Here is a 17,885-nt window from a genome sequence, read left to right on the forward strand (position 1 = left end):
CCTACCTTTTCGATACCTCCCATGCTCAAGACCCTAAACAGTTGTCAGCGCTACCCCAAGCCAGCCGACAAAGTTTCGCTGTTGTGTAGAGTCAGGAGAATCAACAGGTTTTACTTGATACCGAGTGGGATTTGGTAATGCTAGGGTAATGGAATAAGTACGTAGTTCATCTTGGTGGAAAACTGTGACTTCAATTTTCTCGCTTGGTTGGTAATCTTTGAGGCGATCGCTTAAGCCACCTGCCGTAATCTTAATCCCATCAATTGCCAGTAATTCATCACCTGCATCAATTCCCCCTGCTTGTGCAGGTGAATCCGCTTCAACAAACTTAATTATCTCCCGTCCATTTTCGGTATTTGTTCTGACACCGAGATGAGGTTCTTCCTGTTGCTCAGTTACTAACTGCAAGCCAAAGGGTTCTAGATACTGATTAAATGGCAAATCTTCAGTGGTATGAATGTAGCGCTCAAAGAAATCAGTTAAGTCGATTCCTGCCACAGATTCTATAACTTCGTGCAACTGTTCTGAGGTATAGCCAATTTCAGCTTGCCCAAATTGCTGCCACATTTTCAGCATTACATCATCGAGGGAACGCTGATTGTCGTGAGTAGAGCGAATCAGTAAATCCAGCAATAACGAGATCATTTCTCCTTTTAAATAATAAGAAATTTGAGAATTACCGCTATTAGGATCTGGACGATAGAGTTTGATCCAAGCATCAAAACTCGACTCGGACAGTGGTTGTACTTTCCGCCCCGGTGTAGTTTGATATCTGGTAATTTCCTTACCCAAATTATTTAAATAGGACTTAGCATCATAAATTCCTGCCCGCAAGGGAATTAACAAGTCGTAGTAACTGGTAGTCCCTTCACAAAACCATAAGCATGGGGTGTAATTTTCTTGGTCATAATCAAAAACCTCTAATGCTTTTGGGCGAATTCGCTTGACGTTCCACAAGTGAAAGAACTCGTGTGCTACTAATTGCATAAAGCGATCGTACTTTTCTGGAACGCGAAACCCAAAACGCTGGTAAATTAACGAGCAACAGTCTTTATGCTCTAAACCGCCAAAAGCTTGGCTAAATAAATGTAACAAAAATACATATCTTTCATAAGGCAAACCGCCAAACATCTGTGCTTCTACCCGAATAATTTTTTCGATATCAGCAATCATCTGTTGGGCTTGATAATTACCTTGCCCCCAAATTGCCAGTTCATGGGGTTTTCCCAAAACCTCAAATTGATATAATTGGTGACAACCAATTTCAAATGGACTATCAACAAGAGTATCAAAATCGCTAGCCAAGAAAGTATTTGTTTGCTCGCCAACGGCAGGTAAAGCAGTAGTTACCTGCCATTCCGGGCGTGGTGGTACGATGGTGACACGAATCGGTTGCTTCTCCCAATCAGCTATTCTGAAAAATATTGCCGCACCATTAAAATAACCGTGGCTAGCATCCAAGTGATTTGTCCGCACCGATAGCTCATTGGCAAAAATACGGTAACGTATAGTTAATTTGGAAACACCTATTTTATCTATTTGCCAGTGATTTTTACTAATTTTGCGCCAAGATAAAGGCTTATCCTCTGCAAAAGCCGCAAAATCCTGTAAGTTCTTGGCATATTCTCGAACTAAGTAAGAGCCTGGTGTCCATACTGGCAGTTTTAAATCGAGAATTGGCCAGGGGTAATTCACGAGCTGTAAAGTCACCTCAAACAGATGGGTTTCTGGTTGGGGCATTGCCACCGAGTAATGAATCGTTGGCGCAGTTTCCTGGACGTAGGTGTTAGGACGGGATGCAGTTGCTTTGGTCATCTTGTGTTTTGAGTTAATAGTCAATAGTTAATGAGATTACTAACTTGTCCCATCATGACAAATTTATTTTTTAACTTTTGACGGGTTATCAATTACGAATTATTTTGACTGGTTTGCTCAAAATGCAACTATAGAACTTTTAGGGATTTCCAGAGAATAAATTATCCCTCTTGTGGGGTGGACAGGAAAGCCCGCCCTGAATATAGGACGGGTGAGGACACCCATCCGACAAGAAAATTTGGGATATTTTTTATTTGTCAGTCCCTTACAAAAAGTTTTTTATTTTATGCGTGACGAAAATACAAAAAATAGAGCCATAGAAGAATTAATAAACAATTTATACCAATTTAAAATGAAGCTGCATATAATGAGGATAAGCAAACTTGGTAAGTTGACATACTCATGAGTCGCCCATTTAAAATTGCGATTGCCAGCTTGGTTGGCTAACTGTAGAAGTGGTAAATCAAGAGAATTGTTTTTCTCTGCTTGCTTTTTGCTGTTTTTCCTTGTTCCACGCGGCACTATACTTACTCCTGCGATGCTTTTATCTTATGAAAGAGAATTTCTATTTTCCTAGTTTCTCGGCTAATTGTTGATAAATGATATCTAACCACACAGGAGTCACAGGCTAACCTTGTTCTAGAGATGCGTATACGCGTAGCCGCTTATCATCAGACATCACCTGTCTTCGCTCATACGCTACAACAAGAAGCGCAAATTTACGTATTCATCGATTCGTTTGATGTTGAAACGTCTGGCAAAACCTATTTTAACTACTTGATAATCGTTTATAAATAGCTTCTTAATCTGTTAAGAGTAACAAATAATTAGTTTCTAAATAACGGCAACAAGCGGGCGGCGGGAATCGAACCCGCATTAATAGCTTGGAAGGCTATAGTTTTGCCACTAAACTACGCCCGCAATTTTCCAACTTATGAAGTATAACACACTTATCGCTAAAAATCAAGCATTTCGTTAGTTGGAATTGGGAGATTGAATTTTGATTATGACATACAGATTACTTAAATCTGGTTTTGTACCATCGTTATTCTGGGCAGCAACAAAGTTTTCTGTTTTGAAAATTTCGTTTAGGACTTGCTGATATGTGCTTTTTTGACTTTGTAGTGTTGCTGGTTGTATTTCTAAAACTACAGCCTGTTGAAAGTTGCCATTGCGATCAATTAGTAAGCTAGCCAAGAGTGATGCTGGCTTGAGTTCATAATTTTGGGGGAGAAAACTAGAGTCGAACTGTTTTGTGCTACTACCTTTGTATACAGCGATCGCATCTGGTAAACCATCTTGTCGCAATCTTCCTGCTTTTATCAAGCTACTAACTTCATTTTTAAGTAGAGGAGCTACTATCGCCACTGATGCTCCTTGAGTCGAAGTTGGCAAAGTTTCTCTAGTCGGGGTTGACGGGGTTTGTCCCGTGGGAATTGATGGAGTTTCCCTAGCTGGAGTTGGTGAAGTTTGTCCTGTAGAAGTTAGCGGAGTTTGTTGTGTGGGAGTTGGTGGAGTTTCCTTAGTTGGAGTTAATGGAGTTTGTCCTGTGGGAGTTGGTGGAGTTTGTCCTGGAGGAGTTGGTGAAGTTTCCTTGACTGGTGGATTTGATGGAATACCTGCTGGTAGTGGTGTTCCCTTTCCAAATTTGAGTTTTTGACGGCGGTTCCAAGGAAGATTAGCGACTGGAATTGTAGGTGTCGCTTTAGGTATAGGTGTAGCTATCGACTTGGGAACTGATTGTTGGCGAGAGCGTTGACTATTAGTTTGAGAAGCGTCAGTTGGAATTTTAGGTATCGCTGTAGGTGTAGGTTTAGGTATCGGTTTGGAAACTGTTCGTTGGCGAAAGCGTTGACTATTAGATTGAGAAGCGTCAGTTTTACTCTTAGCTTGGAGATTACCACTGGAATTTATGGCAGAAAAATCTTGATTTTTTGGGGTAGTTCGTGCTGGTACAGACTTTTGAGTTGAGGATAATCGTTTTGGCGAAACTGTCTTGGCTGTTGATTTTGTTTTAGAAGAAATGTCTATTAATTCAATGGGTACAGCCGATTGAGTTTCTTGAGGAAACCATAGACTAAACGTATTTGATGAGCGCATCAGCCAGAACACCAGCAAGTGGATAGAGACTGAACCGATAACTACAGAAATCCACAAACCTGGTGGGTCGGTGTGTCGTCTCCGGACTATGGCTGGAATTGAAGTTTTGTCTGCAACCAATGGTTTCATATTATATTTGAAACTGGATCTGATTAGGCACTTATACTAATTGCTAGGCTTTAACCAGTTATCAGTGTTCACTCCTTAATTTAAAATCCAGTCTAAATTTTAGCGATTAACCATAATTTCTGGTGTAACAGCGAAGGTCAAAACTGTTTCATCTACTCCTTTAAGTTCTAGGGGACTACCTTTAATAATTTCTTCTTCTTGTAAATAATCTGCTACAGCAGCAGAAACCAAGATAGTACCGGGAACAGCAGCAGATTGCAACCTAGCAGCAATATTCACACTCGGACCAATAGCAGTATAATCAGCACGTTCAGCGCTACCGAACATCCCTACAACCGCCGTACCTTGGTGGATACCACAGCGAAACTGGACGCCAGTTTGTCTGTCACCATCAAATACACCTTGTTCTCGCCAACGCTGATTTAATTGATCGAGAGAACGGTGCATTCCTCTTGCTGTATTTATGGCACGACGTACCTGTTCATTGGGAGTTAATTCTTCCGGCGCTCCATACAAAGCTAAAATAGCATCTCCCATAAATTTATCTACAGTGCCACCATTAGCAAATACAACCTTGGTCATAGCTTCTAAATATTCATTGAGTAACTCTGCTACTCGCCGGGATCTAAGGGTATTTGCTAGCTGTGTAAAACCCACAATGTCACTAAATAAAACTGTAATTAAGCGTGGTTCTGGGCGCAAATCTAACGCCAAATCACCAGCAGCAGCTTTTTGCACCAATACAGCTGGCAAGAACCGCTTTAGTACCGATTCTGTGAGGTAAGTATTTAACTCCAAGATTCGTTTTTCATTTTCTTTCAACGCTAAGAGATTGCGAACTTCCGCTAAAAGTTCCCGGTCATTGAATGGTTTTGCTAAATAAGCATCAGCACCATGTTCTGTACCTTCGATGCGGGTTTCTTCGTCAACTTTTGCTGTAAGTAAAATGATTGGAATTCCTTTCAACTTCTCCTCAGTGCGGATCATCTGAATCATCTCAAGTCCGCTGACCAAAGGCATCATTAAGTCAGTAAGAATCAAACTGGGTATAATTTCCTTAGCTATGCGATACCCTTCGTAACCATTACGAGATGTTTGTACTTGATAGCCATTGCGACGGAGTATATCAGATACATAACTTCGCAAATCGGGGTTGTCGTCTACAACTAAAATAGAGTGCTCAGTCCCCAATGTTGTTAGCGGTAGCGGGGCGTTTAGCCCGTAGTGAGTGTCAGAAGTGGGTGATAAATTTTTTGTGATATGTTCAATATTATCTGCTGTCCGATCTAGTAGTTCTAAATCAGCCAATTCTACGCTAGCGCGGCTTGTATTTAGTTCAACAGGTGTTTCCAGCAGTTGCTGTGTGGGTAAGTGAGCAGTACCAGTAACCAGCAATAATGTAAAGGTGGTACCTTCACCATAAACTGATTCCACACTAACTTGACCACCATGTAATTCTACTAATTCTTTAACTAAAGCCAAACCTAAGCCACTGCCTTCATAGGAACGGTTTGCTGAACCTTCAGCTTGGCGGAAGCGCTCAAATAAATAAGGAATTTGTTCTTTAACAATGCCAATTCCAGTGTCTTGTACTTCCAATATGCAACAGTCATTTTCAGATCTTAGTCTGACACTGACCGTACCACCTTCAGGAGTAAACTTCATGGCATTTGATAGGAGGTTGTAAACCACCTTATCAAATTTTTCTGTATCTAAGTACACTGTAGGACATTTATCTAACTGAGTGGTCAGATGCAATCCCTTTTTCTCGCAGTAGGGGCGAAAAGACTCAACAATTTGGCTGACAAATTCGACTAAATCGCAGGGGCGGAAACTAGGCTGCATTCTGCCAGCATCTAGGCGTTGTAAATCCAGCAGTTGATTTACTAATCGTAGCAGGCGACGGGAGTTACGTAGAGCGATCGCACTTTGGGAGTAAGATAAACCCTCTCCTGCCCCGACTGCCGACTCTAAAGGCCCTTGAATCAAGGTAATTGGAGTCCGAAACTCATGGGAAATATTCTGAAAAAATTCTGTTTTTTGCTTGTCTAATTCCAGTAAGCGTTCGGCTTGTTGACGAGTTTTTTCATATAGACGTGATTGTTGCACAGCGATCGCTGCTTGAGCTGCTACTGCTTTAGCTAGATCGATCTCAGATGACATCCACTGACGTATTTTATTACTCTCGCACAAAGTAATACTACCGATACATTTTCCATCAGCCAATAATGGCACGACCATTAGCGATCGCGCTGGCATTTTCAAAGACAAATCAAAACCCTGTATTTCTTTAGGAGAATGGTTCACATTACCAATTACTACCGGTTCGTGTGTCTGTAAAATTTCTTGTAAAATTGGATTTTTCTGTATAGAGGTTTGAGAATAAGGTAATTCTTGAGTAGATAAATGATTATTATTACTTATATTTCTGTTTGAGGCTGGTAACGGCTGAGTTGGGCTGTGCCTACGGAAATTTTCTGGATGTTGAAAACTGTCATACAAGGCGACAGACTGGACAAACTCATCTTCCTCTGTCCACAGAGAGAGAACACAGCCATCAACTTGTAAGGCTTGTCCTAATTGCTGGGTAATAGCGGCAAAAATCTCCTCAGGGTCTAGGCTAGAGCGAATCGCGCTAGTAATCGTATTAATCAAACTTTCTCGTTTAGCCAAAGCACGTACTTGTTCATAAGCATACGCTTGAGACAAAGCTAAGGCTGCCTGATCGGCTACCATCATCACTAGCTGCACTTCATCATCCCCCCACAAACGGGGTGGAGAACACTGGTGCAGTGCCAAGACTGCCATGAGTTCCTGTTGACAGATCAATGGCACAACTAAACTAGAACAAATATTAGCAGCAGCAAAAGCCTCTCTACGTTTGCTCAGTTCGGGAGTGTTACCCTGAATCCGCTCATCATCTATCACATCATGAATTACTTGAACTTCGCGGGTTTCCCAAACTGTGTGAGCCAGCAGGGAAAAAGAAGGGGGGATGGGGAGAGCAGGAGATGGAGAGACTAAAGGAAAATTCATCTCGCTGTCAGAGTGTCCCCGTGTCAGAGTGTCAAAGTATCCTTGTTCATCCAAAAGCTTTTGATAAATAAATCCTTTCTCTGCCAACTGTTCATCTTGGAAGGGACGCAACAGACAGACATCTACCTCCAACATCTGACCCACAGAATCTACAATTGCCTGCAAAATTTGCCGATAGTCTAATGCACCGCGAATCGTATTTGTGACCGTATTCAATAGCGACTCTCGCCGCAGTGTACGGGTAAGTTCGCGAGTGCGGGCTTTGAGGACATTGTGTGTATCTAAAGCTTGGCGTACAACTCCTTTAAGCTCGTCTGCTTCCCACGGTTTAGTGACATATTTGAAAACCTTACCAGCGTTGATTGCTTCCACCAAGTCTTCGACATCGGTGTAGCCAGTTAAAATAATCCGAATAATATCTGGATATTGAGTTGCTGTTAGGCTCAAAAATTCTGTACCGCTCATCATCGGCATCCGCTGGTCGGAGATGATCAATGCGACCTCTCCCTCTTGAGCCAGCAAATCGAGTGCCGCAGGACCAGAGGTTGCTCTTAGCACCTTATAGTCCCGATAGAAAGTGCGGTAAAGCAAGTCAAGGTTGTCTGGCTCATCATCGACAACCAAAATTTTAGGCTTACTGTTTGCTTGGGATTTCATGCACCGCTTTCCTGCTGCAACGGCAGTGGGATAAAGAATAATCTGATCGGATAAGGATTTTCTGAGTCAGGTAAGAGCAGAGCATTTCGACCAATAAGGCTGTTTGGCTACATGACTGCCGAGTGTAGGACGGTTTACTCACAGTGATTTATCTCAATGGCTGATATCGATTACTATTTGCTCTGGTATAGAGTAATTGACTTCATAAGTCAGCTTTAGTGTTACAGAGTCTATACTTGCTTGCCAAATCTTCATTCACCTCCACTAAGCAATCTTTGATACTACATACAGCACTCATAGCTAGCTGAAAAATCTAGATAAAGCTGCATATTAAGTTTTCCCTTCATAGCAGTTGTACTAACACTTGCAGGTAAATTTTATTTATGGTAGTCATGGTAGAGCCAATAATATTAAAACAATAAGATTTAAAGTCCAAGTATACTATTAGACAAATACCTCTTTCCAATTTAGCAATCAGAACTATCATTAAGACAAGTGGTAGTGCTTGAGAAATTGGGAATTAAGGGTTTGTAAACAAGCAGAGGAGCACAAAAACATTGGGTACTGGGAACTAGATATGGGTCGGGAAGAGGAGGGAAGGACAAGAGGGACTAGGGACAAGGAGAGAAGTTGGAGCGGAGGAAATCTCCGCTCCAAACTTCGGAGGAAAGACTTATTGAAAGTTGTCTTTTTTTCCTTTGTTTGATTGTCTGACTAAAGTTTCCAGTCCTTTTTTAACACTTGTCAAATTTTTTCTTGGAACTGCCTTGTTTTTTCAAAGTCCTTATAGCCCAGAACGAAGAAGTATTAGTCTAGCGGCAAGTGCAAAAACAACTCAGTACTTTGAACAATGAGGGTTTGAAACTAGAGTTTGTCAATGATATATTTAACTAAAAATTTTGTACCTGCTGCTTATGAACAAGTTATACTATTTCTCTACCCATTTACCCAATCTTCAGCATTTTATAGATGGTTTTGCAAACAACAGATTAATTTTTTCTCTTAAAATTAGGAATGTGCCTGAATTTATTAAACTTCAGATTAGAAATTAACGAAACTGTAACTCATAAGACGCTTTCACCAATGCAGTTTATAAAACCTCGAACAAGTTTTACACTTTGTTTCAACGAAAACCAAAAACAAATTAACAGTCCCAAGTTAGTTTAATTTCTTGGATGACTCTTAAGTTTTTATTGACTTTCAATGGTGTTTTTGGACTTTTGATAAAATTTTACTTAAATAAAATTAATACTAGAGTAACCTTGAAATATCGGTTTTTTCACCCTTACTACCAACAGCCAATCGATCCAGCTTGCCGCCATTTCCAAATTCGTATGGCTACACCTGCTGATTTAGTTAGTGTTGCCCAAATTATTGCTGAAAGCTTTCACTCCCAAAAAGGTATGTGGGGATGGGCTTTTCCATTGCTACGTTTAGGTATTTACGAAGATTTAAGACATCGTATCGTGTCATCTGCGTCGCGCCATGTTTGTTTAGTTGCGCTCGATTATACTACTAGTGCTCACAACTTAGTGGGAACTGTAGAACTGGGTGTACGTTACAGCGATTCCTGGAGTCAGGTCGGCTTGGGTTTTCCTTACTTATCTAATTTAGCCGTTCATCCAAATTACCGTAGACATGGTGTAGCTTCAGAGTTACTMAATAGCTGCGAAAAAATATCTCAAGAATGGGGATTTAAAGACTTATACCTCCACGTTTTGGAAAATAACCATCAAGCAAGGCAGCTTTATTTCAAGCTAGGATTTCGGGTACATAAAGTCGAATCGAATTGGAATACATTCTTCCTTAAGCGCTCAAGCCAGATGTTATTGCACAAAGATTTCGGTGCTGAGTCCTCTATTTAAATTTTGTTTTAGCAGTTGTAAACTTTCAATATTGCCTTAGCGAAGCGTGTGCGTTTGCGCAGCGTCCCGAAGAGAAGCACTCTGACTATCAATAAAAACTGTCATTAATATTAGCAGTGAAACATAACTTTATTTTATTAAAAATCTGGTCAAACCACTTAAACATTGCTAAATACCTGAATCTTAACTCAAAAATATAATTTAATTTATGAGTGATTTGACGAACCCATAATACAGCTTTTTATAACTAATTTAAATACATTTAGAGTTTTGAGAGAATTTACTCTCAGTGATTTTAATAAAACTACAATTTTGTTAAAGTATCTTCTGTTTATAAAACTTTATATTTTAAATTTTTTATTTTTGATTAATAAAAAATTTAAAATATTATATTGTAACTAAATCGACTATAATCAAGATATTCATAGATTTTTATCAAAAAAAGTCTCAATTCCTCATAATAACTTTGTAATTAAGATATTCATCTTTATAAAAACTTTAAACAAAGACGATCGCAAGTTGGAGACAAATTTCCTCATATCTCATAAAATATAATCACTCAATTAATGAACAATGCCTATTCATTCTTATCTTAGTTAAATTGACCATAAGACTGTTAATAATAAAAGAATTGAAAAATCTCATTTGATATAACAGTTAGTTCCTTGTTGAAGTGCATACTACTAAATTCGTTGAAAGTTTAAAAAACATGGATAGCGAACAGCATCGCCGCTATCAACCCGCTATGCTATCAACCTATTACCCTGAAACTAGTTTCCTTGACTATCTCGTCATGCCAGATGGAACTGAGCAATCCCCAGGCTCGGATATCCTTACACGTTTGCACAGTGGAGAAGTTTTCATCGTCAATAGTCGTAGGCGAAATGGATTAATACTGTTTAAACGTTACCATGCAGAGTTTGCTGGACCCGGAGCTGCTGTGGGTGGGGATTACGATTTTGATTGTCAAAGGGCACTGCCTATAGGTAATCTGTCTTTATTAACTCCAGAATCTAATGAAGAGCGTCAGAAAGCGTACTTAATTAGGCGACAATGGATTCGACTGATTAAACAAATTACAGAAAATCCAGTGCCCGGGCAGCGAGTCCAAAAAATTCTTGATCAATTTGAACAATACTTTCCACCAGAAATAGTGGCTCTTTTGCCGGATGTAGCCTTTGCTCTTTTAGTGGGTGTACTTCCACAAACAGTAGGAATAGTCCGCCGTTTGGGTACTGAAGTGGACAGCAGGTTTAATAGTGATTGAATTGCTAAGATTCCAAATTTGCTAAAACAGCTTTTACTCGATTAGTAGTGCGGGCATTTTCGTCGCTCGTTCCTACAGTAATTCGCAATCCGCCGCTAACATATCGTACAAGAGTGCCGAGAGTCTTGAGTTGGTAGTGTAAACTTTTTAAAGTAGCGTCTTTATCGTGCGAATCATTCGATTTTAGACGCAGGTAAATAAAATTAGCAGCACTAACTGTGATTTCTAATTGTGGCTGCTGAGATAAAGCTTCAATGATTTTGCCTCGTTCGCTCAAGGTTTGGGGAATTGACTCAAGTAAGAGTGTGCGGTTTTGTAAAGCAATTAAGCCTGCTGCTATAGAAAAGCTGGGAAGATTGTAGGGTAAGCGGATTTTTTCTAAGATGGCGATCGCTTCTGGGTGAGCAACACAATAACCAACGCGAAGAGATGCCAATCGAAAAGCTTTAGAAAAAGTACGTAAAATCACCCAGTTAGAATGATGCTGCAATTCACCCACTAAACTACTTTGGCTAAATTCAAAGTAAGCTTCATCAATTACTACCAAAATATGCTCTGGCAAACTTTTTAACCATATTAACTCTGCCGCACTTAAGCTATTAGCAGTTGGCGAATTGGGATGTACTACAAAAACTACCCGAATGGGAGGATTTTGAGTTTCTTCAATGGCAGACTGTGCAGCTTMTAAGTCAATTTCAAAATTTGTTTCATTTCTACCCACCATCACTACAGGAATGCCCAAAGTTTGTGCCAAAATCCCGTACATGGAGAAAGTGGGATTGGCAACGAGAATTGAACCTTCTCCTCCTAAACAGGTAGCGATTAACAAAGAGCGGATTAGTTCATCTGAACCATTGCCTACAGAAATATTGGCAGCGGTAAAGGATGATGAAACATCCGCTGATTCATTAACGTACTCGGCGATCGCATTCTTAAGTGTCTCATGTCCGCCATCAGGATAACGATTTGTTTCAATTACTTGCTGATATGTCCAGGCTAACTTTTCTTTTAATTGAGGCGGTAAATCATAGGGGCTTTCATTTGTATCAAGGCGATCTAACTGCGTTGGGACAGATGCTGCTGTATCGCTGCCAGGGTGGGGTTTGTAGGCGGTAAATTGTGCTAAATCTGGTCGGATGAAGGGAAGCATATCGGTTTTAGATTTTAGATTTTAGATTTTAAATCAATACTGTTTACAAAAGTTTTAATTTCACTCAATGATTTTTAAGAGTGACTGAATATAGCCTTCATCGATCTACGAATTAAGTAGTACTTACTGCAAAATATTTTAATTATATGTAAGTTTAATATTTTACAACTTCAAGGCAACTGGCAGAAGAGGCTAATTGCTTGCCAAATTTCTTCCACAACATTACCTAAAGCATGGTCACTATCGAATTCAACTAATTCCACCCAAGGACGCCAACGCTTAAAGTTACGACTTGCTTGAATGGGGATAACTTCATCATTCTTTCCGTGCAAAATCAGCGTAGGAATGAAACGTTGCAAAAGTTCCTCTTGGTATTGTGCTGCATCTGTCACAAAATCATAACTTAAGGGAAGCGATCGCCTTTCCCCATGGTGATACACCATAAGATATTTTTCTTGCTGCCAATGCTGTATTTCCTCATCTGTTAATTTCACTAACCAATGGGATAAAAACCCAAAAGCTGGGGCTAGCAAGACTAAGCGTTGTACTTGTAAATGTTGCTGTGCTAGGTGGGCAGCAGTTAAACCACCCAAACTTGAGCCAATGAGCGTTACTGGTATAGAATCCTTCGGGAATTCTGCTGCCACTTGAGCAATTTGACGGGTGATTGTCAACTGGGAAAAATCACCAGCATTCAAATCAGGAATTTTCAGTTCAGTGTGAATTTGGCTAAAGCGATCGCCTATGTACCGCGCTTTGGCAGATTTGGGACTGGAAGCAAAGCCATGTAAGTATATATACTGAGTAGGCATTCAAGTTTTTCCATTGGGTCGTCCTTTGTCATTGGTCATTAGTTATTGACAAATGACAACAGACATTTGACAGATGACAAAGGACTAATGACCTAGTTATCGCATTGTGACAAATTCTTCAGCTACCGAGGGATGAATGCCAACAGTAGCGTCAAAGTCTTTTTTGGTTGCGCCCATGTTGACAGCGATCGCCACACCTTGAATGATCTCAGCAGCATGTTCACCCACCATGTGAGCGCCTAGCACTTTGTCAGTGTTGTTATCAACTACTAGCTTCATCATTGTTTTCTCTATCTTACCAGTCAAACTATGATACATCGGGCGAAAACGGCTACGATAAATTTTGACGGCATCACCTAATTTCTCCCGGGCTTCGGCTTCTGTCCAGCCTACTGTTGAGGCTTCCGGGGTAGAAAATACGGCTGTGGGCACATTTTGGTAATTGAAGGCTCGGCGACTATTGCCAAATTCGCTATCAGCAAAGGCGCGACCTTCACCAATTGCTACAGGAGTTAAATTAATTCGGTCAGTGACATCACCAACAGCAAAGATATTTGGTTGACTAGTTTGACTATATTCATTGACCGCGATCGCACCTGTGGTGTAATACCCTGGTCTTTCTACAGAACTGGGCACGATATTAACTCCAGCGTTTTCTAAACTCAATCCATCTACATTGGGAGCGCGACCAGTGGCTACTAAAAACACATCGGCAATTACTGATTCTTGGTTTTCCCCTGATAAAGTTAGCTTAAACCCTTGTGGTACACGTTCAATTACTTTTACGACATGATTCTTAATCAGCCGAATTCCGTGGTTTGTCATCCCCTCTTCAATTTCTTTGGCGATGTCTTCATCGAACCCCTTTAAAATATTGTTACCTCTGCAAATTTGGGTTACCTCAGAACCCAAACCGCGCATAATACAGGCAAATTCCGTGCCAATGTAACCAGCGCCAAGAATGACGATGTGTTTTGGTTGTTGTTTGAGATGAAAGATTTCGTTGGAGGTAATGCCGTATTCCATTCCTGGTAAATCCGGTTTCACAGGACGTCCGCCAACAGCAATTAAAATTTTGTCTGCTGTAATTTTACGTCCATCAAGTTCTACTGTGTGGGGGTCTATAAATGCGGCGCGACCTGGAATTAATTCTACTCCTGCTTTTTCTAAAAGGCTGATATGTAATTGTGACAGTCGCCGAACTTCCTGGTCTATAGATGTAATAAAATGTTCCCAGTCCAATTCTGTATTACCTACTTTCCAGCCATAGCCTGAGGCCTCAGTGAAGAGTGCAGGAAAGTGAGAGCCATAGACCATAAGTTTTTTGGGAATGCAACCGCGAATTACACAAGTGCCACCAACTAAATCATATTCAGCGATCGCCACTTTAGCTCCGTAGCTAGCCGCCCGTTTGGAAGCCGCTAAACCTCCAGAACCCGCACCAATTACAAACAGGTCGTAATCAAAAGTCATAAATTTTTGTATCTCTCTAGCAAGAAGTTAGTTCCTAGTAACTTTCACGCAGAACGTAATTCAACTATATAAGGATATCTGGTGAATCCTGTGTAAGTCCTGTCCTTGATTTAATCTAGCGTTAGCAGATACTCTCTGGTGGTAGGGAATATCACTTTTTGCTTTAGTGAGTGTAGAGGCAGTAGTTAAAATTTCTGATAGTTCTGCCTCTGGTATAGGGTATAAATTTATCCTTTCATTAGGTTTGAAAAACTAAGTTTAGAAAATACTACTGAACTCTGAAAGTCTTAGCAAAAAAGTTAGCTCAAGTTGTCTCCGGTGCAGGTGGCGTTGGTTGTGGGGTAGTAGTTCCCGACCCAGTAGGTGGTGTTGGTTCTGGAGTAGTAGTTCCCGACCCAGTAGGTGGTGTTGGTTCTGGAGTAGTAGTTCCCGACCCAGTAGGTGGTGTTGGTTCTGGAGTAGTAGTTCCCGACCCAGTAGGTGGTGTTGGTTCTGGAGTAGTAGTTCCTGACCCAGTAGGTGGTGTTGGTTCTGGGATAGTAGTTCCCGACCCACTAGGTGGCGTTGGTTGTGGGATAGTAGTTCCCGACCCACTAGGTGGCGTTGGTTGTGGGGTGATAGTTACTGACCCAGTGGGTGTTGGCTGAACCAAAGGAGTTTGAGGTTTGGTTATGGTTCCAGTAGAATCAACATTAGCGTTATTATTACTAGTTGTATTACCCTGCCTATTATTTAATAGGATTTGTCCTGTTTCTTCAAAGGAGTTTACTGAGGAATCATCTTTAATAGGGTCTACAGCGGGAGCATTCGTGACAATATCGTTGGTCACAGAATTTTCAGGGCTAGCAGTTAATTGTAAGAAAGATGGGTTTTCAACTACTCCCTGACCTGTTACTGGCGACTGTGCTTGTAAAGCCGTAGCAGTTTCAGCTTGAACGCTGGCGATCGCTGGGTCAGCATTAGGTGTAACATTTTGCCTAGTTAAATCAAGTCCCCGAACCAGATCGCTCGTTTCATAAAAACTTCTCAGATCAAAATCGTATAAACCCTGAAATTTACCTTTAACTATAACCATCAGCTGTCCTGCTTGCAGCATCTGAGTTTGAGAAGCTTCCTTATTAGAAACTTCAATGCCACTATTTGTTAGCGCACCGACAATCGTAGTATCTGTTTGTTGGTCGTAGCGTACAAATAATGCTGAACCACGAATTGCCGCTGCTGCACTTGGCGTTTGTATACGTGTTTGCCCCCTTCCAGGTGGTATAAGCAGCAACGCAGTCCCGTTTGACAGTCTAAAGCTGCGAGTCTTGGGCAAAAATTGAAATATCGCCTGTTCCCCAACTCTTGCCAAAGAGCCATCGTTAAACCGCAAGTCAGCTAACGAAGCTCGACCAGTTGATAATCCATCCCCAGGAATCATTGCATCTGATTTTTGTGCCGGACGCTTTTTGAGTTTGTTTTTGGGTATTAGTTGTACTAAGTTGCGGAGATTCTGAATCTCAGCTCGTGTTAAAGGAGTTACGGCACTTACCCGATTTGGCAAAGGCAGTACCATAATTCCCCATAAGCTTATTACTAATAGTGGTAATGATTTATTAATCATAGTTTGATAATTTATAAACTTCAATTAATACCAAAAATACTGAATTTTTCAGCTGTGGGTAATTTTTATAGCCACTTTTTGAGGTAAATTTATCTGCACTTTAGTTTACATTTAACAAATAAAATAAACAACCTCTAAAGATGTATTGAGTTTCTTTAGCTTTTTATTCTGAAATTTACGTTTAATGAAACTAAATATAAAGCAGCTTTAAAACTTAATGAATGATACAAATAACTAAATGCACAATAATTTAGAGGATATCTCTTGAAATATTAAATATTTTATTTATCACCAACTCTGCTAAATCACCTGAAAGTTTCCGTATAATAGTCATTGTTTCTCAGTTTTCATTGTAAAAGTTTGAGTAATGTTGATATTTTGTAACATAGCTCTATTTATTTCCGCCTACTGATTTAACAATAATTGAGATAGCCTTGTATGATAACAGATGATTCAGGCAACAAAGTCTAGGAATAAATCCAAAAAACTGCAATATGAATTTGTAGCTCTAAGTATATACCTAAAAAGCTGAGTTAGCTACACTCAATTGTATTTTCTGAATCGGAACTTATGATGCAGCTTTTAGGTCTATATTCGCCAAAGGCGCTCAACGCGATCTAACAGATGCAACTCAAGAACTGGAAAAATTTATTTTTTTGGATTTTGTTAGCTTCCAGTTGTGGAAGCTGTTGTTGCATTAGAGTTGATGCAGCGGAATCTGCAAATCATGATTTGGGATCAATGAGTTACGCCCTCTCCCCGACTTCTCTACAAGACGCAACGCCAATAGCACAGCGAGTTAGGAAAGAATGGGCGGCTTGGAATCAAGTAGCACTAGAAATTACACAAGCCCAACCAGCACCAAACCAAGAACCGGGGGATACTCCAGCAGAAAATGACCCGCCGCCGCTAGAATCGCAGCCGAGTAATTTGCCTATATCTCCTCCAGACTCAACACAACAACTATTGAATCCACCTGACTTCAATCGTTCTCAAAGGCTAGAGAGACTAAGAAACCTGCTACAACAGCCAAAACAGCCGCTTGAGTCTAATAGCGCACGCGAACTTGGGTTGCGCGTGCGCTTACGACCCTTAGAACAACAGCCACTCCCACCGCAACCTGTGTCTAAGTTTAAACCCATCGGCTATCTACAAGGTCGTGTAGGTTACTTCCAGACGACTAACATTTTTTCCTCAAAAGATAATCCCATAGAAGATGGTTTAATTATTTCTGGGCTGACACTATCCTCTGCATATTTTCCTATAGGATCTAAAACTTATTTAAACGGCTCAATTGATGGCAATATCATTCGTTATCTAGATCAGTCACAATACCATTACAACCAGTTAAGATTTAATCTCAGTCTTTACCGACAGCTCTCGAGGCGAATGTACGGAGAACTCAATTTCAGTAATCAGCAGTTATTTTATGCCAATAACAGTGCTCACCCCAACAGCTTCAATGCAGGCGATCGCTTTTTAAACGAAAGTTCCGTACAACTGTCTTTCGGACGCCGAGATCCCTTAACCTCAAGATTAGTCTTAGATAGCTTCTACGAACTAAGTGTAAATTTTGCCGATCCCCTAAGTCGCAGTCGGATTATCAATTCTTTTTGGTTTTCTCTAAACTACTACTTGCAAAAGCCTCTGCAAGTTGGTATTGACTACCAGGGAAACTTCTCTGACTTTACCCAGCGCGATCGAGAAGACCAATTTCATCGGCTATTTGGGCATTTAAATTACCGAATATCCGATTTCAGCAGCATGAATGTCCAGACTGGGTTTACTTTAGGTAGTTCAACCGCCCAAAATATTGATTTTGACAGCTGGTTCTTCAGTATTAATTACAGTTTGGAATTAGGTCGGTTTTGAAATTTGTGATTAGTCATTAGTCATTTATCATTTATCTTCTGTTACAGAGTTTTAATCGCAGAAAATCTTCGAGCTAACTTCGCACTTTGTTTTTTGTCCTTTCTAA

General features: G+C 40.5%; 10 protein-coding genes and 1 tRNA gene. 3 read left to right on the plus strand and 8 right to left on the minus strand.

Annotation, left to right across the window (positions count from 1 at the left end; translation table 11 throughout):
* Positions 1-33: 33 nt before the first annotated feature.
* The 4 genes from FCR06_RS08455 to FCR06_RS08470 form a co-directional block, all read right to left on the minus strand.
* On the minus strand, positions 34-1,815 hold the full coding sequence (locus tag FCR06_RS08455; RefSeq protein WP_138498551.1) for a M61 family metallopeptidase: 1,782 nt from the start codon (positions 1,813-1,815) through the stop codon (positions 34-36).
* Between the two features lie 850 nt (positions 1,816-2,665).
* Positions 2,666-2,736 (minus strand) — tRNA-Gly (locus FCR06_RS08460).
* A gap of 54 nt (positions 2,737-2,790) precedes the next feature.
* Positions 2,791-4,044, minus strand: coding sequence for a hypothetical protein (locus FCR06_RS08465; protein ID WP_138498553.1), 1,254 nt, complete (start codon positions 4,042-4,044; stop codon positions 2,791-2,793).
* 99 nt (positions 4,045-4,143) lie between these two features.
* The gene (locus FCR06_RS08470; protein WP_138498555.1) at positions 4,144-7,737 is read right to left on the minus strand and encodes a response regulator; all 3,594 of its coding nucleotides are present in this window, start codon (positions 7,735-7,737) and stop codon (positions 4,144-4,146) included.
* Between the two features lie 1,262 nt (positions 7,738-8,999).
* On the opposite strand from FCR06_RS08470, the gene FCR06_RS08475 reads away from it, so the two are divergent.
* Together FCR06_RS08475 and FCR06_RS08480 are read left to right on the plus strand one after the other, a co-directional pair.
* Entirely contained in the window at positions 9,000-9,602 is a 603-nt protein-coding gene (locus tag FCR06_RS08475) for a GNAT family N-acetyltransferase (protein ID WP_223280077.1), read from the plus strand.
* A 709-nt stretch (positions 9,603-10,311) separates the two neighbouring features.
* Positions 10,312-10,869, plus strand: coding sequence for a hypothetical protein (locus FCR06_RS08480; protein ID WP_138498559.1), 558 nt, complete (start codon positions 10,312-10,314; stop codon positions 10,867-10,869).
* 4 nt (positions 10,870-10,873) lie between these two features.
* On the opposite strand, the gene FCR06_RS08485 is transcribed toward FCR06_RS08480, so the two are convergent.
* From FCR06_RS08485 to FCR06_RS08500, 4 genes are all read right to left on the minus strand, one after another.
* Positions 10,874-12,019, minus strand: a complete 1,146-nt coding sequence (locus FCR06_RS08485; RefSeq protein ID WP_138498561.1) for a histidinol-phosphate transaminase — start codon at positions 12,017-12,019, stop codon at positions 10,874-10,876.
* A gap of 170 nt (positions 12,020-12,189) precedes the next feature.
* Complete coding sequence (locus tag FCR06_RS08490; RefSeq protein WP_138498563.1) at positions 12,190-12,831, minus strand: YqiA/YcfP family alpha/beta fold hydrolase; 642 nt, start codon at positions 12,829-12,831, stop codon at positions 12,190-12,192.
* A 96-nt stretch (positions 12,832-12,927) separates the two neighbouring features.
* Entirely contained in the window at positions 12,928-14,304 is a 1,377-nt protein-coding gene (gene gor, locus FCR06_RS08495; protein WP_138498564.1) for a glutathione-disulfide reductase, read from the minus strand.
* Between the two features lie 304 nt (positions 14,305-14,608).
* On the minus strand, positions 14,609-15,907 hold the full coding sequence (locus FCR06_RS08500) for a FecR family protein (RefSeq protein WP_138498566.1): 1,299 nt from the start codon (positions 15,905-15,907) through the stop codon (positions 14,609-14,611).
* A gap of 624 nt (positions 15,908-16,531) precedes the next feature.
* On the opposite strand from FCR06_RS08500, the gene FCR06_RS08505 reads away from it, so the two are divergent.
* Positions 16,532-17,779, plus strand: coding sequence for a hypothetical protein (locus FCR06_RS08505; protein WP_138498568.1), 1,248 nt, complete (start codon positions 16,532-16,534; stop codon positions 17,777-17,779).
* Positions 17,780-17,885: the final 106 nt, after the last annotated feature.

It is taken from the genome of Nostoc sp. PA-18-2419, assembly GCF_005869855.1.
In the GTDB taxonomy this organism is placed as follows: Bacteria; Cyanobacteriota; Cyanobacteriia; order Cyanobacteriales; family Nostocaceae; genus Nostoc.